Genomic DNA, 19,398 nt, shown 5'->3' with positions numbered 1-19,398 from the left:
GACATCGATGAGCGGCATCGGGGAAGGACAGCGGGGACGGTCGTTGGGTCGCAGTGCACCTCTACTGGGGGTGCTGTTGATCCTGTTGGCCGGCTGGTTCGGATGGAGCGCGGTGCAGCAATGGCGGCAGGAGGCCAACGGGCAGGCGCTGGAAGAGGCGCGTGACCAGGCCGTGCAGGGCCTGCAGCAGGCTGCTGCAGGCCAGTTGCAGCAGCTGCAGCAGCAGTTGAAGAATGATCGCGTGCAGCAGGCGCTGCAGGCCGGCGACGCCGCTGCGGCGGCGCTGGCCGTTCGCGAGAGCTGGACCGGGGTCGAGCAGGTCGAGGTGCTGGCGGCCGATCTGGCCAACGCCTATGCCGATCCGGCCACCTTCGGGTATTCCCGCCTGGCGCTGCTGGAAGCGGCGCTGGCCGAGGCCAGGCCAAGCCTGCGCGTGGTCCGCGACGGCGGCGGCAACCGCCTGGGCCTGGCCGCGCCGGTGCAGCTGGGCAGCCTGGGGCCGGCCGTCATCTATGTCCGCCAACCGCTGCTGCGGCTGACGTCGCCGCTCGACCAGGTCAGCGCGCCGTCCGCCGGCTTCCTCGGCCTGCGCCAGGGAGCATTCGATCTGGTCACCCAGGGCGACCCGAGCCTGGCCGAAAGTGCGGAAGCGCTGGCGCGCCCGGTTGCAGGCACGCCGTTGCGGCTGGTCGCGTCGGTGCCGAATGTCGAGGCCGGTCCGCTCGGCCTGGGCGCGCTGGCCAGCGCCATTGTGGCGTTGCTGCTGGCGTTCATTGCCGTGTTGCTGGTGGTGGGGCGCGACCGGCTGCCGAAGTCGCTGCCGTTGCCGCGCCGCGCCGCCGCGTCCGAGGCCGACCATGGCCCGACCCTGAGCGAGAGCCTGCAGCAGGCGCCGCCACCGGTAGCCGCCGTGACCGGCAGTGGCGATGCCACGCCACCGCCGCCACCGCCGGTGCCTGCCGAAGAGCTGGCCGCCAGCATCTTCCGCGCCTATGACATCCGCGGCATGGTGGGCAGCGAACTGACACCGAAGACCGCGGCGCTGATCGGCCAGGCCATCGGCACCGTGGCACTGGAGCAGGGCCTGCGCGAGGTGGTGATCGGGCGCGATGGCCGCCTGTCCGGACCCGAGCTGACGGCCGGGCTGGCCGAGGGCCTGCGCCGTGCCGGCTGCGCGGTGATCGATATCGGCCTGGCGCCGACCCCGCTCGTGTACTACGCCGCCTTCCATCTGCGTACCGGCACCTGCGTGGCGGTCACCGGCAGCCACAACCCGCCCGAGTACAACGGCTTCAAGGTGGTGATCGGCGGCGAGACGCTGTCCGGCGATGCGATCACCGACCTCTACCAGCGCATCGTCGAGGGCCGCCTGGTGCAGTCCGCCGAGCCGGGTGACTACCAGCAGCGCGATGTCAGTGCCGACTACATCCAGCGCATCGCCGATGACGTGCAGCTGGACCGTCCGTTGAAGGTCGTGGCCGATGCCGGCAATGGCGTGGCCGGCGCACTGGCCCCGCAGCTGCTGGAAGCAATCGGCGCCGACGTCATTCCGCTGTACTGCGATGTCGATGGCACCTTCCCCAACCATCATCCCGACCCGAGCGAGCCGGCCAACCTGGAAGACCTGGTGCAGACGGTCAAGCGCTTCGGCGCCGACCTCGGCGTAGCCTTCGATGGCGATGGCGACCGGTTGGGCGTGGTCACCGGCGAAGGCAGGATCATCTATGCCGACCGCCTGCTGATGCTGTTCGCTGCCGACGTGCTGATGCGCAATCCGGGCGCGATGGTGATCTACGACGTCAAGTGCACCGGCAAGCTGTCCGACCATGTGCTGCGCAACGGTGGCAGCCCGCTGATGTGGAAGACCGGGCATTCGCTGATGAAGGCGAAGATGCGCGAGACCGATGCCGAGCTGGCTGGTGAGATGAGCGGCCACTTCTTCTTCAAGGAACGCTGGTTCGGTTTCGACGACGGCCTGTACGCCGCTGCGCGCCTGCTGGAGATCCTGGCCCAGCGCGAGGAAACCCCGGACGAAGTACTGGGCGAACTGCCGGAGATGGTCGCCACGCCGGAGCTGAAGGTAGCGGTGGCCGACGGGACGCCGCATGCGTTGGTGGCGATGCTGGTGGCGGCGGCGCAGTCGCCGGACAACCCGTATGTGGGGGGCCGCCTGTCGACCATCGATGGCCTGCGCGTGGACTTCGCCGATGGCTGGGGCTTGGTGCGCGCCTCCAACACCACGCCGGTGCTGGTGCTGCGCTTCGAAGGCAACGACGAGGCCGCACTCGAGCGCATCAAGGCCTTGTTCCGCAGCCAGCTGCAGCCGGTGCTGGGCGACACCCCGCTGGGGTTCTGAGGTGGGGCCGGGCGGCGCCCGGCACCCGCCGAATCAACGTCAACGTCAAAGGCCGGCTATCCGTGGGATGCGGGGTGGGTCCGGTTACGGGGGACGCTGCAAGTCCCCCTCCGGGGCCCGGCCCAGCCGCTGGCGGCTGGGCGTTCGGGCGCTTGCGAAGCAGTGCTTCGCAAGCAAAGCGCCCTCACCCATGTAAGCTCGGTCGCCGCATCCATGCGGCTCACGCCCCCGCAACCGGACCCACCCCGCCTTCGACAGATTTCCGCGATCTGTCCGAACCGCATGAACTGCTCTTGGTAGGTGTCGACCTTGGTCGACACAGCAGAGATCCACGCCATGCGTGGATGCTCTTCCGAATTTGCTTTGGTGGGTGCCGACCGTTGTTCGGCACACCCTCACCCCTTGAATCGCAAGCCCACGCCCGGTTCGGTGAACAGGTAGCGTGAATCCAGCGCCGAATCGCCCAGCTTGTGCCGCAGCTTGCCGACCAGGATGCGCAGGTAATGGGTATCGTGCTGGTGGGTCGGCCCCCAGATCTCCTGCAGGATCTGCGGCTGTGTCACTACCCGCCCGGCATTGCGCAGCAGCAGCGACAGCAACGCGTATTCCTTGCGGGTCAACGCCACCGGTTCACCCTGCAGGCCGACTTCGCGGCGCACCAGGTCCACGCGCAGGTGGCCGTCGTCGAACACCGGTGGCGTGCCATCACTGGGTACGCTGCGCGTGCGCAGCAGCGCCCGCACCCGTGCCATCAGTTCCTGCGTGCCGAACGGCTTGGTCACGTAGTCGTTGGCGCCGGTATCCAGTGCGCGCACCTTCTCGGCTTCGCCGGCGCGCACGGTCAGCATGATCACCGGCACCTGGCTCCACTGCCGCAGCTGTTCAAGTACCTCGTGGCCTTCCATGTCCGGCAGGCCGATATCCAGGATCACCAGGTCCATGTCCTCGCTGGCCGCCAGCTGCAGGCCTTCCTGGCCGGTGGCGGCCTGCCGCACCTGGTAGCCCTGCGCGCGCAGGCTGATGTCCAGGAACCGGCGGATCTGGGTTTCATCATCGATCACCAGCACGCGCGCGGCCGGCACGCTGGCATCAATCGGGGTCGGGCTCATCGTGGGAGGCTGGCTTGAGCAGGGGCAGGGTGATGCGGATCAGGGTACCGCGACCGTCGCGTCCGGGCAGCGCCTGCACGCTGCCGCCATGTGCGCCGATCATGCCCTGGCAGATGGTCAGGCCCAGGCCGGTGCCGTGGCGGCCGCGGTCGCCGCGCTCGACGCTGTAGAACATGTCGAAGATGCGCGCGCGCTCGTCGTCGGGAATGCCGGGGCCGGCATCGATCACGTCGATGCGCAGCTGGCCGTCCAGTTCGCGCGCCTGCACCTGCACGGCGGCGTCGGGCGGCGAGAACTTGGCCGCGTTCTCCATCACGTTGAACACGGCCTGTTCGACCAGCGCCGGGTGTACCCAGATCGGCGCCAGCGTGGACGGAATGTCCAGCTCCAGCCGCACCTTGGGCTGGTAGCGCTGCAGGCGCCGTGCGGCCGAGCCGATCAGTTCGTCCACGCCGATCCAGTCACGGTTGATCTTCAGACCTTCGTGGCCAAGGCGGGTCATGTCCAGCAGGTTCTGGATGTAGCGGTCCAGCCGCTCGCCTTCGACCAGGATGGTGTCCAGCAGGGCACGGCGATCGGCCGTGTCCATCGCCGCGCCGTAACTGGCCAGGCTGTCGGCCGAACCGATCATCGCCGCCAGTGGAGAGCGCAGGTCGTGCGACACCGAAGAGAGCAGGGCCGAGCGCAACCGCTCGGTCTCGTTGCTGACATGCGCCTGTTCCAGTTCGGCCACCAGCCGGGTACGCAGTGCGGCCTGCGCGATGTCATCGACCATCGCTTCGGCAAGCTGCCGCTGTTCGGGCAGCAGGCGTGCCTGTGCGCCGGGCAGGTACAGGCCGGCCACGCCGATCGCGCGATCTTCGCCATCCAGCAATGGCAGGAACCACCACTGCGCACCGGCCAGGGTGTCGGTGAAGCGGCCGCTGGGCTGGCCGTGGCGCAGCGCCCAGTCGGCGGCAGCCAGGTCGGTATCGCCGGGTTGGCTGCGGCCACCGGCGGCAGTGTCCGCGCCGATCCGCAGCCACGCCGGCACATCCATCGCCTGCTCCAAGGCATGCCGACCTGCCTGTGCCACCTCGCCGTTGCCAGCGGCGCTGGCCAGCTGACGGCCCAGCTGCTGGCGTGCACGTGCATGGCGATTGGCCGCACGCAGCGCAATGACCTGCATGCGCAGGCGCGAGGCCAGCCGTCCGGCCACCAAGGCGGCGGCCAGGAACAGGAACACGGTGATCACGCCCTGGCGCGCACCGATGGCGAAGGTGAAGCGGGGCGCGATGAACAGGAAGTTGTAGGCCAGGAAGCACAGGATCGCCGCCATCACCGCCACGCTGGCACGCGTGCGCGCCGCCACCAGCACCACTGCCACGATGAACACCATCGACAGGTCGGCCATGCCGACCCAGCGTTCGGCCAGCCAAGCCACCGCACAGGCCAGCGCGGTGGCGATCAGGGCCTGTACCGGCTCGTAGCTGATGCCGCGCATCGGTGGCAGCAGACCTTCGCGGCGCGAGCGCGCCCGGGCCTGCGGCGTGCTGATGATGGTGATCTCGTAGTGCGCGCCGCGCTGGATCAGCTGCTGGGTCAGGGTTCGGTTGAACATCCGCGCCAGCGGGCGCTCACGGGTGCGCCCCAGCACCAGGGTCGATACACCGTTGTGCGCTGCATGGTCCAGCAGGGCATCGGCGATGCTCGATCCGTGCAGCAGTTCGGCGTCGCCACCCAGGCGCCGTGCCAGGGCGAAGGCCGCATCGATCTCGCGCCGCGTGGCCTCGTCCTGGCGCCGGCCCTGCACGGTCACCACCGTCCACGGTGCGTCGCGGCGCTCGGCGATGCGGCGCGCCACCCGCACCAGGTACTCGCTCTGGCCGCCGCCATCGATGGCCACCAGCACGCCGCGCCGCAGCGGCAGGTTGCCTTCGCCCCGTGCGGCGCGGGTTTCACGCAGGCTGCTGTCGACGCGGTCGGCGGCTTCCTGCATCGCCAGCTCACGCAGGGCGGTCAGGTTGGCCGGCGAGAAGAACGCCTGCAGCGCCTGCGCGGCCTGTTCGGGCACATAGACCTTGCCCTGCTGCAGGCGCGCGATCAGTTCGCGTGGCGGCAGATCGACCAGCACGATGTCGTGCAGGCGATCGAGCACGCCATCGGGCACGGTCTCGCTGACGCGCACGCCGGTGATGCGCATCACCACGTCGTTGAGGCTTTCCAGATGCTGGATGTTGACCGTGGTCCAGACGTCGATGCCGGCGTCCAGCAACTCCATCACATCCTGCCAGCGCCGCTCATGGCGGCTGCCGGGCGCATTGCGATGGGCCAGTTCGTCCACCAGCACCAGCGCTGGATGCCGTGCCAGCACGGCATCCAGGTCCATCTCCTGCAGGGCGTGGCCGTGATAGGCCACGTCCTTCAACGGCAGCTGCGGCAGGCCTTCCAGCAGGGCCTGGGTTTCGGCGCGGCCATGGGTTTCCACCAGCCCGACCACCAGGTCCACGCCGCGGCGCAGCTGCTCCTGGGCACGGGTCAGCATGGTGTATGTCTTGCCCACACCCGGCGCAGCGCCGAGGAACACGGTCAGCTTGCCACCGGCTTCGCGTTGCAGGCCTTCGACCAGGGCGTCGGCCTGGCGGGTTCGTGCATCAGTCATGGGGGCCGCTGTCATGGCCGCCATTGTGCGCGCAGCCGATGCAGGCCGGCATCACGGCGCCTTGGCCGCATGGTCCAGCGCGAAGTTCAGCGTCACCACGTTCACCCGCGGCTGGCCGAACACGCCCCACTGGCGCCCTTCAGTATGTGCCTGCACCAAGGCCTGCACGCGCTCCACCGGCAGGCCGCGGGCACGTGCCACGCGTGCCACCTGCAGCTGCGCCGCCGCCGGCGACAGCTGCGGATCCAGCCCGCCGCCAGACTGGGTGACCAGGTCGGCCGGCACCTGCGCCGGGGCGACACCTTCGCGCGCGGCCACCGCCGCCGTGCTGGCGGCAACACGCTCGGCCAGCGCCGGGTTGCTGCGCGCCAGGTTGGAACCGGCCGCGGCCATCGGGTCGTAGTTGGCCGCCGACGGCCGTGCCTGGAAGTAGCCATCGCCGGTGAACGGCTGCGACAACCATGCCGAGCCGCGCACCTGGCCGCTGCCATCGCGCAGCAGGCTGCCCTCGGCCTGGGTGGGGTAGGCCAGGCCGGCGAAACCGGTGGCGATGCCGGCGTAGACCGCGCCGGCCAGCAGCAGGGTGGCCAGGCCCAGGCCGATCGCCGGGCGCCAGCCGGCGCCGTCCTGCAGGCTGGCCACGCGGGCTTCGGCCTTCGGTTCGCGGGGAAGGGTGGTGGAGGTCGAAGCAGAACGGTTCATGCGCCGAATACCAGGACAAGGAAGAGGTCGATCAGTTTGATCGCCGCGAACGGCAACAGCACGCCGCCGAGGCCGTACACCAGCATGTTCCGCCGCAGCAGCGCGGTGGCCGTGGCCGGGCGGAAGCGCACGCCACGCAGGGCGAGCGGGATCAGCGCGGGAATCACCAGCGCGTTGAAGATCAGCGCCGCCAGCACCGCGTTGCGTGGGCTCGACAGCTGCATCACGTTCAGTGCGGCCATGGCCGGAACCGCAGCGGCAAACAGCGCCGGCAGGATCGCGAAGTACTTGGACACGTCGTTGGCCAGCGAGAAGGTGGTCAGCGCACCGCGGGTGATCAGCTGCTGCTTGCCCACTTCCACGACCGCCAGCAGCTTGGCCGGGTCTGAATCGAGGTCGACCATGTTGCCGGCCTCCTTCGCCGCCTGCGTGCCGGAGTTCATCGCCAGGCCGATGTCGGCCTGGGCCAGCGCGGGAGCATCGTTGGTGCCATCGCCCACCATCGCCACCAGGCGGCCACCGGCCTGTTCCTGGCGGATGCGTGCCAGCTTGTCTTCCGGACGGGCCTCGGCGATGTAGTCATCGACACCGGCTTCGGCGGCGATGGCGGCAGCGGTCAGCGGGTTGTCGCCGGTGATCATCACCGTGCGGATGCCCATCGCCCGCAGCTGTGCGAACTTCTCGCGCATGCCGTGCTTGACCACGTCCGACAGCTCGATCACGCCCAGCACGTGGCGGCCCTCGGCCACCACCAGCGGGGTGGCGCCATTGCGCGCGACCTGCTCGACGCGGCCGGCCAGTTCAGCCGGCACGTTGCCGCCCAGCGCCTGCACGTGGGCGCGGATCGCATCGGCAGCGCCCTTGCGGATCTGCCGCCCGTGTTCCAGATCGACGCCGGACATCCGGGTCTGGGCACTGAACGCCAGGTAGTCGGCACGGTCCGGCTCGGCGGTGGCGCAGCCCTGTTCGCGCGCCAGGCGCACGATCGACTTGCCTTCCGGGGTCGGGTCGGCCAGCGAGGACAGCAGTGCGGCCTCGCGCAGCTGGCTGGCGTCGATGCCGGCCAGCGGATGGAAGTGGCTGGCCTGGCGGTCGCCGTAGGTGATGGTGCCGGTCTTGTCCAGCAGCAGCACGTCGACGTCGCCGGCCACTTCCACCGCCTTGCCCGACTTGGCCAGCACGTTGGCAGCCAGCGCACGGTTCATGCCGGCGATGCCGATGGCCGGCAGCAGGCCGCCGATGGTGGTCGGGATCAGGCACACCAGCAGTGCGATCAGCAGCAGTGGATCGACCTGCACGCCCACGGCCGCGCCGATCGCCGGCAACGTGGCCACCACCACCAGGAAGGTCAGCGTCATCGCCGCCAGCAGCAGGGTCAGCGCGATCTCGTTGGGGGTCTTCTGGCGATTGGCACCTTCCACCAGCGCGATCATGCGGTCCAGGAAGCTGTGGCCCGGCTCGGCGGTCACCCGCACGATGATCTGGTCGGACAGCACCTTGGTGCCACCGATCACACCGGAACGGTCGGTACCGGCCTCGCGCAGCACCGGTGCCGATTCGCCGGTCACTGCCGCTTCGTTGATGGTGGCCAGGCCCTGCACGATCTCGCCATCGGCCGGCACCAGCTCACCGGCACTGACGATCACATGGTCGCCCGGGCGCAGCTCGGCGGCAGGCTCCTGGGCTTCGGCTGCGCCCGGCTGCGGCGCCGCCAGCCGGCGCGCCACCAGGTCCTGGCGGGCACGGCGCAGCGAGGCGGCCTGGCCACGGCCACGCGCTTCGGCCACTGCCTCGGCGAAATTGCCGAACAGCACGGTCACCAGCAGGATGGCGGTTACCGCCAGGCCGAAGCCCAGCGGTGCATTGCCGGTCAGGGTGACGATCGCGGCGACGATCGTGCCGGCCATCACCACCGCCATCACCGGGCTGCGCACCAGATGCATCGGCGCCAGCTTGCGCACCGCTTCGACCAGCGCACGGCGCAGGCCGGCGCCATCAAGCAGGGCAGGGCGCGGTGCATGGGTACTACGGGTTGAACTTGCTTGGGTACTCATCAGGGTGTCCTCAGCGCAGTCCCAGGCTCAGGTGATCGGCGATCGGGCCGAGTACCAGCGCCGGCATGAACTGCAGCACGGTCAGGATGACGATCACCGAGACCAGGGTCAGGGCGAAGGTCGGGGTTTCGATCTGCAGGCTGCCGGCAGACTCCGGCGCCTGGCGCTTGGCGGCCAGCTGTGCGGCCACCACCAGCGGAATGATCAGCAGCGGGAAGCGGCCCAGCAGCAGTACCAGCGAGCAGCTCAGGTTCCACCACAGCGTGGCGTCACCCAGTCCTTCGAAGCCCGAACCGTTGTTGGCGTAGGCCGAGACATACTCGTAGAACACCTGGCTGATGCCATGGAAGCCGGGGTTGGAGGTGCCGGCCAGGCCGGGCACGGCCAGGGTGATCGCAGTGAACACCAGCAGGGTGATCGGCTGCAGCAGCACCAGCAGGGCCAGCAGGCGCACCTGGGGCGTCTGCAGCTTGCGGCCGAACAGTTCCGGCGTGCGCCCGGTCATCAACCCGGCCAGGAACACACCCAGCAGCAGATAGACGATGAACTGCTGCAGGCCACAGCCGATGCCGCCCCAGATCGCGCTGACCAGCATGTTGACCATCGCGATGCCACCGCTCAGCGGCGCCAGCGAATCGTGCATGCCGTTCACCGAGCCATTGGAGACCTGGGTAGTCACTGCCGCCCACAGCGCCGTGCCTTCGGCGCCGAAGCGCACCTCCTTGCCTTCCATCAGCAGCGGGGTGGCGGCGCTGGCGCTATGCCCTTCGCTCCACATCATCGCGCCGGTGGAAAGCAGCGACATGCCCAGCATGCAGCTGAACACCAGGGCGCCGAAGCGACGCCGGCCGGTGAACGCGCCGATCATGAAGATCACCGCCATCGGCACCAGCAGGATGCCGACGATTTCCAGCGCGTTCGACAGCGGGGTCGGGTTCTCCAGCGGGAAGCTGCTGTTCGGGCCGTACCAGCCGCCACCGTTGGCGCCAAGCTGCTTGGCCGCGACCATCGCCGCCACCGGGCCCAGCGGCAGCTTCTGTCCGGTCATGCCGGCGCTGGCATCGATCGGCGTGGCCTGCGGGCCACCGGCCATCGTCGACGGCACACCCTGGCTGGTCAGCAGGAGGGTCCACACCAGGCACAGCGGCAACAGGAAACGCACGCACAGGCGCACCACGTCCACGTAGTAGTTGCCTACCGCCACCTGGCGGTCATCGCCGGCACCGGTGGCCGCCGCAGCCTGCGGCGCACGCGAGAACAACGCGCGCAGCGTCGCCACCGCCAGCGCCAGGCCCATCATCGGCGTCACCACCTGCAGGCCGGTGATGCCGGTCATCTGCGAGAGGTAGGACAGCTGCGCCTGGCCCGAATAGTGCTGCTGGTTGGTGTTGGTCAGGAACGAGATCATCGTGTGCAGCGCGGTGTCCCAGCGCATGTTCGGGATCTGGTCCGGGTTCAGTGGCAACCAGGCCTGGGTCATGAACACCGCCTGGGTCAACACAGCGACCACCACGTTGCTCAGCACGAAGGCCAGCACGTAGCCGCGCCAGGACATCGCGCGCGAGGGATCGACGCCGAACACCTTGTACAACGGCTTTTCGATCCAGTTGAACAGCACGTCGACCTTCATCGGCGTGCCGCGCATCACGCGGGCCAGGTACAGGCCCAGCGGCCACGCCAGCAGCAGGCTGGCGGCAAGAATGACAAGCATCTCAGTCATGGCCGGCTCCGTTAGAACGATTCGGGCCGCAGCACGACATAGAGAAGATAGGCGGCGGCGACCAGCACCAGCACGCCACACAACAAAGACAGCCAGGGGGACATTTCAATAGCGACCTGGTGGAACCCCTCCACCTCAGGCCGTCATCGTCGTCCTGCCGCCCATAAACGCACTACGCGCCGGACCGGGCCGACGCGTAAAGAGTGCATAAATTCCGTGGGCCAACCCGTAACCAGGCGCCGCCTGCTGTAGAGCCGAGCCCATGCTCGGCTGCCCTTTCCCAAGGTCACGCGGAGCCGAGCGTGGCCCGGCGCTACAGGCGAATCACGGCGCCTGGCTCGCCTGCGCCACGCCCTTCAGCTCGCGATAGCGCTGCAGCGTGCTGTCGATCTCGGCCTTCAGCGCCTGCTGCTGCTGCAGGAACCCGGCCTGCAGGCGTTGCTGCGACTGCAGTTGTATATGCCGCTGGCGGATCGCCTCGGCCTGCTTGTCGGCCACCTTGCCACCGGCCAGTTCGCGGTCACCGGCGGCAGACAGCAGCGCCACCAGCGATTCGCGCAGGCTGGTGACGTTGTACTCGGCGGTCTTCAGGTTGTTGTCCAGCACTTCCTGGCGTTCGGCGAACACCCGGCGCAGGTCGTCCTCGCTGCCATAGGTGGACAGCATCGCCTGCTCGGTGCGCTGGCGGGTCTGCTCGGCCATCAGGTCCAGCTGCTGCTGCTGTGCCACGGTGCTGGCTGCGGCGCGCTCCTCGTCGGTCAACGCGCGCTGGACCTGCGCATTGCGCAGGCCGCTCTTCGCGTTGAACTCCTCGCGGGCGTGATTTACCGCATCGGCCGGCAGCGAATCACTGCAGATCCGCTCCTTGCCCTCGTTCCAGCAGTACAGCTTCTTTTCCACCTTGCCGCCGTCGCGCGACTGCGCCGGCACGGTGAACGGCACGGCCAGCAGCAGGCCGGCAAAGAGAACAGCAGGAACTCGGGACATGACCTTTCCCCTGGTCGGTCAGCGGATCGAACGGACGCCGTACTGGGCCCGGTAGGCTTCCAGCGGCTGCCGGTAACCGACAAGTTCCGGGTTGCCGGAGGCGAAATCAAGCAGATCGGCCAGCGATGCCACGGCGATCACCGGAATGCCGGCTTCTTCGGCCACCGACTGTGCCGCCGAGCGACGGTCGGCTTCCGAGGCGATCTCCTGGCGGTCCAGTGCCACCACGATGCCGGCCGGGGTGCCGCCGGCAGCGCGGATGATGCCCAGCGCTTCGCGGATCGCGGTACCGGCGGTGATCACGTCATCGACGATCAGCACGCGCTTGCCATTCAGGTCGGCGCCGATCAGCTGGCCGCCTTCACCATGGTCCTTGGCTTCCTTGCGGTTGAACGACAGCGGCAGGTCGCGGCCACGCTGGGCCAGCTCGCAGGCCATCGCGGTGGCCAGCGGAATGCCCTTGTAGGCCGGGCCGAACACCACGTCGTACTTGATCCCGGTGGCATCGATGGCATCGGCGTAGCAGGCGCCGAGCTGCGACAGCAGCGAACCGGAGTCGAAACGACCTGCGTTGAAGAAATAGGGGCTCAGCCGGCCGGACTTGAGGGTGAACTGGCCGAAGCGCAGGGCGTCGGCAGTCAGGGCCAGCTGCAGGAAACGGTGGCGGTGGTCGCTCATCAAAACTCGATTCATCTTCATTTGGAGCACAAATCCTAATCCAGCTGGGCGTTTCGCGCTCGTCCAGCGCCATGTGAAAGCCGTCCAGGCCCGGCCTGGCGGACTGCGCAGCCCTGCGGGCAACCGGTATGCTTGCCCGGTTTCCCGCCGCAGGTCCCCCGCATGCGCATCATCAGTTTCAACGCCAATGGCATCCGTTCCGCCGCGACCAAGGGCTTCCTCGACTGGTTCCGTACTCAGGACGCCGACGTCCTGTGCATCCAGGAAACCAAGGCCCAGGAAGACCAGCTGACCGACCCGATGTTCCGTCCGGACGGCCACCACTGCTTCTATCGCGATGCCATCACCAAGAAGGGCTACAGCGGCGTGGCGATCTACAGCAAGCGCGAACCGGACCAGGTCATCACCTCGCTGGGTTGGGCGCCGTTCGACGACGAAGGCCGCTACATCGAGGCGCGCTACGGCAATCTCAGCGTGGTTTCCTTCTATATCCCATCGGGCAGCTCGGGCGACCTGCGCCAGGGCTTCAAGTTCGAAGTGATGGAATGGCTGCGGCCGATCCTCGAAGCGTGGGCGCGCAGCGGCCGCGACTACGTGCTGTGCGGTGACTGGAACATCGTGCGTTCGGCGCTGGACATCAAGAACTGGAAGTCCAACCAGAAGAACTCCGGCTGCCTGCCGGAGGAGCGCGACTGGCTCAACGCGCTGTGCGCCGACCACGGCCAGGCCACCGATGTCGCCGGCGGCCGTGGGTGGGCCGATGCCTACCGCCTGCTCAACCCCACCGGAGAGGACTACACCTGGTGGAGCAACCGCGGCGCCGCCCGTGCCAACAATGTCGGTTGGCGCATCGACTACCAGTTCATCACCCCGGGCCTGCGTGACCGACTGCGCAGCTGCTCGATCTACCGCGACGAGCGCTTCTCCGACCACGCCCCGTTCACCGTGGACTACGACCTGTGACCGAGGCCGCCACGCCGGTCAGCTACAAGGGCTGGGCCGGCATCAAGCGCGCCTTCGGTACCCCGTCGGCGCTGACCATGGCCATGCTCGGCTTCGGCAGTGGCCTGCCGTTCCTGCTGATCGCCTCGCAGACCCTGTCCACGCGCCTGCGCGACGTCGGGCTGGATCTGGGCAGCATCGGCCTGATCAGCCTGGCCAGCTTCTTCTACCTGCTCAAGTTTCTGTGGGCACCGCTGCTGGACCGCTACGCCTTCCCGCTGCTGGGGCGGCTCGGCCGCCGCCGCTCCTGGCTGCTGGTGTCGCAGGTGCTGGTGCTGGTCGGGCTGGTCGCGCTGGCCTTCGTGCGGCCCGAACAGGGCGTGTGGCCGTTGGTGATGTGGGTGCTGGTGGCGTCGTTCGCCGGCGCCACCCAGGATTCGGCCGTCGATGCCTACCGCATCGAGATCGCGCCGCAGACCGCCCAGGCGGCGCTGGCCGCCACCTATACGCTGGGCTACCGGATCGGCCTGATCCTGGCCGGTGCCGGCGCGCTGTACCTGGCCCAGTTCGAAGGCTGGATCGTCGCCTACCTGGCGATGGCCGCGCTGATGCTGCTGCCGATCATCACCACCCTGCTGTGCGCCGAACCGCAGCGCCCGGCCACCGCCGTGCAGCGCCGCATCGATATTGCCGAAGCGTTCGTCCAGCCCATCTCCAGCTTCTTCAGCCGCAATGGCGTGGCACTGGCGCTGGTGCTGCTGGCGTTCGTCGGCCTGTTCAAGTTTCCCGACCAGGTGATCGGAGTGATGGCCGGGCCGTTCTATCTCGACTCGGGGTTCGACAAGGCCGACATCGCCACCGTCTCCAAGCTGTTCGGTGTGTGGATGGGCATCGGCGGCGCGTTCCTTGGCGGCATCGCGGTGGCTGCGTTCGGCTTCCGCCGCATGCTGCTGGTGGCCGCGCTTGGCGTGGCGCTGTCCAACCTGGCCTTCCTGCTGATGGCGCACAATCCGGGCAAGCTGTGGGCGTTCTACGCCGCGCTCAGTGCCGACAACCTGTTCCAGGGCTTTGCCGGCACCGTGCTGGTGGCCTTCATGTCGTCGCTGACCGACCGCAACTTCACCGCCACCCAGTACGCATTGCTGGTCTCGCTGGCCAACCTGCCGGGCAAGTTCGTCGGTGGCGTCTCCGGCTACATCGTCGAAGCCACGTCCTACAGCACGTTCTTCATCCTCAGCTCGATCACCGTGGTGCCAACCCTGCTGCTGCTGGCGTGGCTGTGGCCGCGGATCGCCGATCGCGGGCCGCCGCCGGTCGCCTGATTGCCTGCCCGCCCGGACTGCGGGATCATCGCCCCCGACGCGCCGAGGGGGCGGTGCCTTGCGAACGGGGAAGTGAGCATGGCCGACGTTGTGCTGCGGGACCTGGACCCGCTGCTGCTGGAACGCATCCGACGGGTCGCGGTCGCCCGCGGCTGGACCCACGAACAGACCTGCGCCGCCTTGCTGGAGCAGGGGCTGTTCAGCAGTGAACTGGAGGTCCGCTCCGGCTTCGGCGATCCCGAAGTGGACGCCCTCTCCGCCGCGATTGCCGCCCTGCAGGCCCTGCCGGCAGGGCAGGGCTTCGATTAGCGCCTTTGTAGAGCCGAGCCATGCTCGGCTGCTCTTGGCCCGGCCCGCGCTAAGCCGAGCAGGGCTCGGCTCTACAACGGCGCCTCACCTGCGCGGACGGCCCACCTCACGCCAGGTGGATCGCCCCCAGGATCCGCGGGCCCGTTGCCCCGGTCACGCTCGGCAGGTTGCCCGCCAGCCCGTCCATCGTCCGCTGCGCCAGCCAGGCGAAACCCATCGCCTCCACGTACTCCGGGTCCAGCCCATGCACCGCGCTGGACTCAACCTGCACCTCCGGCAGCCGCGCCGCCAGCCGCTTCATCAGCTGCCGGTTGCGCACGCCGCCGCCACAGACCAGCAGGCGCCGGGTCTGCGGCTGCTGCGCCAGCAACGCATCGGCCACGGTCGCCACGGTCAGCTCCAGCAGGGTGGCCTGCACATCGGCAGCGGCGTACTCGCCTTCCCCCATGTGGGCTTCGGCCCAGGACAGGTGAAACTGTTCGCGCCCGGTGCTCTTCGGCGGCGGCAGCGCGAACCACGGGTCCGAGCACCAGCCGGCCAGCAGGCCCTCGTCCAACGTGCCACTGGCAGCGTAAGCGCCATCGGCATCGAAGGTGCGGCCGGTATGGCGCTGGCACCAGGCGTCCATCAGCGCATTGGCCGGGCCGGTATCGAAGCCACGCACCGCGCCTTCGCGCGGGATCAGGGTCAGGTTGGCGATGCCGCCCAGGTTGAGCACCGCGCGGTCTTCGTCGGCGGTGCCCAGCATGCCCAGGTGGAAGGCCGGCATCAGCGGCGCACCGTGGCCCCCGGCCGCCACGTCGCGGCGGCGGAAGTCGGATACCGTCGTGATCCCGGTCAGTTCGGCAATGCGGTTGCCGTCGCCCAGCTGCACGGTGAACGCCGGGTCGGCCAGCGGGCGGTGGCGCACGGTCTGGCCGTGCGAGCCGATCGCGCGCACTTGGCTGCGGTCCACGCCGGCCTCGGCCAGCAGTTGATTGGCGGCCCCGGCGAAGTTGATCGCGATCCGCGCGTCCAGTTCGCCCAGTTCCTCCAGCGACTCCAGCGGGCCACCTTCGCCCAGCGCCACCAGCCGCGCGCGCAGCACCGGCTCCCAGCGGGCGGTCAGGCCGTGCACGAAGCGGCAGCCACCGCCGGCGGGGAACTGCACCAGCGCGGCATCGATGCCATCGGCGCTGGTGCCCGACATCAGGCCAAGGTACAGGGGGGCGTCAGCGTCGGCAGTCGTGTTCATGGCAGGCATAAAAAAAGGACGCGGCAAGCTTGGGCTGCCGCGTCCTTGTTCGTCAACGCAAGACGCTCAGCCGCGCTTGCGGCCGGTCGCCTGCTTGTCCTTGGCGCTGGCCACCTCGGGCGCAGCCTCGTCGCGGCTGGTCGGTGCCGGGCTGGCGTCGGCGTAGATCAGCTTCTCCATGCCCTGGATGCGCGCCATCGCCGGCGCGGTCTGCGCGCGGAAGGCGACCAGCTCGGCGCCCTTCAGCGGTTCCGGCGGCGGCATGGTCACGGTCAGCGGGTTGCGGTGCTCGCCGTTGACGCGGAATTCGTAGTGCAGGTGCGGCCCGGTCGCCAGGCCGGTCGAACCGACGTAGCCGATCACCGTGCCCTGGGCCACGCGCTGGCCGGTCTTGATGTTCGCAAAGCGCGACATGTGGCCGTACAGGGTGGTGTGGCCGCGGCCATGGTCGAGGATCACCACGTTGCCGTAGCCGCGCTGCACGCCGGCGAACTGCACGCGGGCATCGCCGGCGGCCATGATCGGAGTGCCGGTGCGCGCGGCGTAGTCCACGCCCTTGTGCATGCGCATCTTGCCCAGCACCGGGTGCTTGCGTGCGCCGAAGGTCGAACTCAGCCGCGCGAACGGGATCGGCATGCGGATGAAGCTCTTCTTCAGCGAACGGCCGTTGATGTCGTAGTACTCGGACTTGCCGTTGCGGTCGAAGCGGAAGCCGGAATAGGTCTTGCCACCGGTGGTGAAGGTCGCCGCCAGGATCTTGCTGGTGTCCACCTTCTCGCCTTCGCGCCAGGTTTCATCCATCACCACGCTGAAGCGGTCGCCCGGCTGCAGGTCCTTGGAGAAGTCGATGTCGTACTTGAAGATGTCGTCGGTCATCGTCGCGATCGCCGACGGCGACAGCCCGGCCCGTCGGGCCGCGGCATACAGCGAACTGGTGATCTCGCCGCTGGTGACCACGGTGCGCGTGGAGGACTCGCGCTTGGTCACTTTCTCCTTGATGTCATCGCCGGCCAGGCTCAGTTCCACGCGGTTGTCGGCATCGCGGTCGAAACGGATGCTGCGCAGCTCGCCGGACAGCGGCATGTCGAAGGCGATCTCGGCACCCGGGCGCAGCTTGGTCAACGCCTCACGCGCGCCGGGGTGGTCCAGCACCCGGTGCAGGGTGGTGGCCGGAATGCCAGCCTTGTCGAACAGGTCGCTCAGGGTCTGGCCACGCTGCACGCGCAGCACCTGCCAGCTGTCACCCGGCACCTGCTGCTGGCGGGCCATGGTCAGCGGCGGCAACGGCAGCGCCAGGCTGGTGTGGCTGTCGGCGTAAGGCGCATCGATGGTGTGCGAGAAACCGGGGACGATCGTCGCCACCAGGGCGCCGATGGTCGCAAACAGGCTGGCATGCATCCAATGGCGGCGGGTCCAGCGCTCATTGAAGGCGGCGGGAAGATGTTGCCTGAGCTTCCGATGCAGGGTGTTGTCGTGCAGGACGTGGAGGCGTTCCTGGAAGCGCTGCTTGCGTGCGCGCCCTTGTTCGGAATTGTGCATCGGCGGTTTTTTCCTGGCGGCCTGGGAGTGCGGGCCTGATCGCCGGTTACCATAGACACCTCAGAAAACCGCGTCAAACCCTTGTGCCCATTGGCTTTTGTGAAGCCAATCGGGTTAACTTCGCTTTAACACCCCACACAAGAATCGGCGTTGCCGGGAGTAGTCACGTGTCCTCGATTGAAGAAGCCCTTGCCCTGATCGGCCGTGGTGCCGACGAGATCCTCAAGCTCGAGGATCTGCGTGCGCGCCTGCAGGAAGGCCGTCCGCTGCGGATCAAGGCCGGCTTCGACCCCACCGCGCCCGACCTGCACCTGGGCCATACGGTGCTGCTGAACAAGATGCGCCAGTTCCAGGACCTGGGCCACCAGGTCATTTTCCTGATCGGCGACTTCACCGGCATGATCGGCGACCCGTCCGGCAAGAGCCTGACCCGCAAGCCGCTCAGCCGCGATGACGTGCTGGCCAACGCCCGTACCTACGAGGAACAGGTGTTCAAGGTGCTCGACCGCAGCCGTACCGAAGTCCGCTTCAACTCGGAGTGGTTCGGCAAGATGGGCGCGGCCGACATGATCCGCCTGGCCGGCCAGCACACCGTGGCGCGCATGCTCGAGCGCGACGACTTCGCCAAGCGCTATGCCGCCCAGCAGTCAATCGCCATCCACGAATTCCTGTACCCGCTGGTGCAGGGCTACGATTCGGTGGCCCTGGAGGCCGACGTCGAACTGGGCGGTACCGACCAGAAGTTCAACCTGCTGATGGGCCGTGGCCTGCAGGAACACCACGGCCAGAAGCCGCAGGTGGTGCTGACCATGCCGCTGCTGGAAGGCCTGGACGGCGTCAACAAGATGTCCAAGTCGCTGGGCAACTACATTGGCATCAGCGAGCCGGCCATCGACATCGTCACCAAGACCATGAAGGTGGACGACACCCTGATGTGGCGCTGGATCGAACTGCTGTCCTTCGACATCAGCCAGGCCGAAGCCGTGCAGCTGCGCGAGCAGGTGGCCAAAGGCGGCTTGAACCCGCGTGTGGTCAAGCTGCGCCTGGCGCGTGAACTGGCGACCCGTTTCCACGACGCCGCGGCGGCCGAGCAGGCCATTGCAGGCTGGGAAGCAGCGGTGACCGGGCAGGGTGACATTACCCAGCTGCCGCTGCAGGAGGTGGCGATTCCGGCCGAAGGCCTGCGTATCGCTGCGCTGCTGACGGCGGCCGGCCTGACCCCGAGCAACTCTGAAGCCAACCGCAAGCTCAAGGAGCGCGCGGTCAAGGTCGACGGTGAAGTGGTCGAAGATGGCCAGCAGGTGCTGCAGCCGGGCTTCGAAGGCCTGCTGCAGGTCGGCAAGCGTACTTTCGCCCGCGTGCGCCTGGTCACTGCCTGACAGCAGGGAAGGGCCGGCGCCAGCCGGCCCTTCCTTATGCTCTTGTAGAGCCAAGCCTACGCTTGGCTGCGCTTCGCGGGTTCCTACCGCAGCGCGACGGATGAACAGATGCAACATCCGGTGAAAAAAATCGCCACACCCCCTTCACAAACGATGTGGATGGGGCCATACTTCTCCTCCCCCGTCGCAGGGGTCGCCACCAAGGGGCTTCAGCGACAACAGGGTGCCCACCACCGCCGAACGAGATGATCGAACGAAGGTGTTGACGGACTGAAAAAGTCTGGCATAATGGGCGGCTCGCTACGAAGGAAACTTCGCAGCACACGGGAACGGCGCTGAGGCCACTTCCCCGGATCTTTGAAAGTATGCGCAGGTATCTTGTGAAGGCGCCTGCAGGAAGGATGATTGTCCATCTTGCAGACGTTT

General features: G+C 68.2%; 15 protein-coding genes. 5 read left to right on the top strand and 10 right to left on the bottom strand.

Annotated elements, in window-relative coordinates:
* Positions 1-7 precede the first annotated feature (7 nt).
* Positions 8-2,356, top strand: a complete 2,349-nt coding sequence (locus AC5P6H_RS14920; protein WP_288495726.1) for a phosphomannomutase/phosphoglucomutase — start codon at positions 8-10, stop codon at positions 2,354-2,356.
* 395 nt (positions 2,357-2,751) lie between these two features.
* Here the strand turns inward: AC5P6H_RS14920 and AC5P6H_RS14915 are convergent, their stop codons facing one another.
* The 8 genes from AC5P6H_RS14915 to pyrE all read right to left on the bottom strand — a co-directional run bounded on the left by AC5P6H_RS14915 (position 2,752) and on the right by pyrE (position 12,247).
* Positions 2,752-3,465, bottom strand: coding sequence for a response regulator transcription factor (locus AC5P6H_RS14915; protein ID WP_495202822.1), 714 nt, complete (start codon positions 3,463-3,465; stop codon positions 2,752-2,754).
* On the bottom strand, positions 3,446-6,106 hold the full coding sequence (locus tag AC5P6H_RS14910) for an ATP-binding protein (RefSeq protein WP_014645670.1): 2,661 nt from the start codon (positions 6,104-6,106) through the stop codon (positions 3,446-3,448). Before AC5P6H_RS14910 ends, AC5P6H_RS14915 begins: the two co-directional genes overlap by 20 nt.
* Before the next feature lie 51 nt (positions 6,107-6,157).
* Entirely contained in the window at positions 6,158-6,808 is a 651-nt protein-coding gene (gene kdpC / locus AC5P6H_RS14905; RefSeq protein WP_053495930.1) for a potassium-transporting ATPase subunit KdpC, read from the bottom strand.
* Positions 6,805-8,862, bottom strand: coding sequence for a potassium-transporting ATPase subunit KdpB (gene kdpB / locus AC5P6H_RS14900; protein ID WP_495202821.1), 2,058 nt, complete (start codon positions 8,860-8,862; stop codon positions 6,805-6,807). The genes kdpC and kdpB overlap by 4 nt, the downstream gene beginning before the upstream one ends.
* 10 nt (positions 8,863-8,872) lie before the next feature.
* Complete coding sequence (gene kdpA / locus AC5P6H_RS14895) at positions 8,873-10,582, bottom strand: potassium-transporting ATPase subunit KdpA (protein WP_495202820.1); 1,710 nt, start codon at positions 10,580-10,582, stop codon at positions 8,873-8,875.
* 11 nt (positions 10,583-10,593) lie between these two features.
* Positions 10,594-10,686, bottom strand: coding sequence for a potassium-transporting ATPase subunit F (locus tag AC5P6H_RS14890; protein WP_005407770.1), 93 nt, complete (start codon positions 10,684-10,686; stop codon positions 10,594-10,596).
* Positions 10,687-10,906: 220 nt separating this feature from the next.
* Positions 10,907-11,569, bottom strand: a complete 663-nt coding sequence (locus AC5P6H_RS14885; RefSeq protein ID WP_014645674.1) for a hypothetical protein — start codon at positions 11,567-11,569, stop codon at positions 10,907-10,909.
* An 18-nt stretch (positions 11,570-11,587) separates the two neighbouring features.
* On the bottom strand, positions 11,588-12,247 hold the full coding sequence (gene pyrE / locus AC5P6H_RS14880) for an orotate phosphoribosyltransferase (protein ID WP_032961411.1): 660 nt from the start codon (positions 12,245-12,247) through the stop codon (positions 11,588-11,590).
* Between the two features lie 162 nt (positions 12,248-12,409).
* On the opposite strand from pyrE, the gene AC5P6H_RS14875 reads away from it, so the two are divergent.
* The 3 genes from AC5P6H_RS14875 (at position 12,410) to AC5P6H_RS14865 (ending at position 14,820) form a co-directional block, all read left to right on the top strand.
* Positions 12,410-13,210, top strand: coding sequence for an exodeoxyribonuclease III (locus AC5P6H_RS14875; RefSeq protein ID WP_142235574.1), 801 nt, complete (start codon positions 12,410-12,412; stop codon positions 13,208-13,210).
* Positions 13,207-14,511, top strand: coding sequence for an AmpG family muropeptide MFS transporter (locus AC5P6H_RS14870; RefSeq protein ID WP_126411634.1), 1,305 nt, complete (start codon positions 13,207-13,209; stop codon positions 14,509-14,511). Before AC5P6H_RS14875 ends, AC5P6H_RS14870 begins: the two co-directional genes overlap by 4 nt.
* A 78-nt stretch (positions 14,512-14,589) precedes the next feature.
* On the top strand, positions 14,590-14,820 hold the full coding sequence (locus AC5P6H_RS14865; RefSeq protein WP_014645678.1) for a hypothetical protein: 231 nt from the start codon (positions 14,590-14,592) through the stop codon (positions 14,818-14,820).
* A 106-nt stretch (positions 14,821-14,926) separates the two neighbouring features.
* On the opposite strand, the gene AC5P6H_RS14860 is transcribed toward AC5P6H_RS14865, so the two are convergent.
* Together AC5P6H_RS14860 and AC5P6H_RS14855 are read right to left on the bottom strand one after the other, a co-directional pair.
* Positions 14,927-16,054: an anhydro-N-acetylmuramic acid kinase gene (locus AC5P6H_RS14860; protein WP_080355816.1), complete on the bottom strand. Its 1,128-nt coding sequence runs from the start codon at positions 16,052-16,054 to the stop codon at positions 14,927-14,929.
* A 66-nt stretch (positions 16,055-16,120) separates the two neighbouring features.
* Positions 16,121-17,593: a M23 family metallopeptidase gene (locus AC5P6H_RS14855; protein ID WP_495202819.1), complete on the bottom strand. Its 1,473-nt coding sequence runs from the start codon at positions 17,591-17,593 to the stop codon at positions 16,121-16,123.
* 167 nt (positions 17,594-17,760) lie between these two features.
* On the opposite strand from AC5P6H_RS14855, the gene tyrS reads away from it, so the two are divergent.
* Positions 17,761-18,972, top strand: a complete 1,212-nt coding sequence (gene tyrS, locus AC5P6H_RS14850; RefSeq protein ID WP_495202818.1) for a tyrosine--tRNA ligase — start codon at positions 17,761-17,763, stop codon at positions 18,970-18,972.
* Positions 18,973-19,398: the final 426 nt, after the last annotated feature.

This window comes from Stenotrophomonas sp. YJH_SMC_110 (assembly GCF_059369255.1).
Note: the sequence above shows the minus strand (reverse complement) of the source record. Positions and strands in the feature narration are given on the sequence as shown.

What these genes read in the sequence shown, in the direction of transcription:
- AC5P6H_RS14920 (WP_288495726.1), top strand. Translation starts at nt 8, where the DNA reads ATGAGCGGCATCGGGGAAGGACAGCGGGGACGGTCGTTGGGTCGCAGT.
- AC5P6H_RS14915 (WP_495202822.1), bottom strand. Translation starts at nt 3,465, where the DNA reads ATGAGCCCGACCCCGATTGATGCCAGCGTGCCGGCCGCGCGCGTGCTG.
- AC5P6H_RS14910 (WP_014645670.1), bottom strand. Translation starts at nt 6,106, where the DNA reads ATGACTGATGCACGAACCCGCCAGGCCGACGCCCTGGTCGAAGGCCTG.
- kdpC (WP_053495930.1), bottom strand. Translation starts at nt 6,808, where the DNA reads ATGAACCGTTCTGCTTCGACCTCCACCACCCTTCCCCGCGAACCGAAG.
- kdpB (WP_495202821.1), bottom strand. Translation starts at nt 8,862, where the DNA reads ATGAGTACCCAAGCAAGTTCAACCCGTAGTACCCATGCACCGCGCCCT.
- kdpA (WP_495202820.1), bottom strand. Translation starts at nt 10,582, where the DNA reads ATGACTGAGATGCTTGTCATTCTTGCCGCCAGCCTGCTGCTGGCGTGG.
- AC5P6H_RS14890 (WP_005407770.1), bottom strand. Translation starts at nt 10,686, where the DNA reads ATGTCCCCCTGGCTGTCTTTGTTGTGTGGCGTGCTGGTGCTGGTCGCC.
- AC5P6H_RS14885 (WP_014645674.1), bottom strand. Translation starts at nt 11,569, where the DNA reads ATGTCCCGAGTTCCTGCTGTTCTCTTTGCCGGCCTGCTGCTGGCCGTG.
- pyrE (WP_032961411.1), bottom strand. Translation starts at nt 12,247, where the DNA reads ATGAGCGACCACCGCCACCGTTTCCTGCAGCTGGCCCTGACTGCCGAC.
- AC5P6H_RS14875 (WP_142235574.1), top strand. Translation starts at nt 12,410, where the DNA reads ATGCGCATCATCAGTTTCAACGCCAATGGCATCCGTTCCGCCGCGACC.
- AC5P6H_RS14865 (WP_014645678.1), top strand. Translation starts at nt 14,590, where the DNA reads ATGGCCGACGTTGTGCTGCGGGACCTGGACCCGCTGCTGCTGGAACGC.
- AC5P6H_RS14860 (WP_080355816.1), bottom strand. Translation starts at nt 16,054, where the DNA reads ATGAACACGACTGCCGACGCTGACGCCCCCCTGTACCTTGGCCTGATG.
- AC5P6H_RS14855 (WP_495202819.1), bottom strand. Translation starts at nt 17,593, where the DNA reads ATGCACAATTCCGAACAAGGGCGCGCACGCAAGCAGCGCTTCCAGGAA.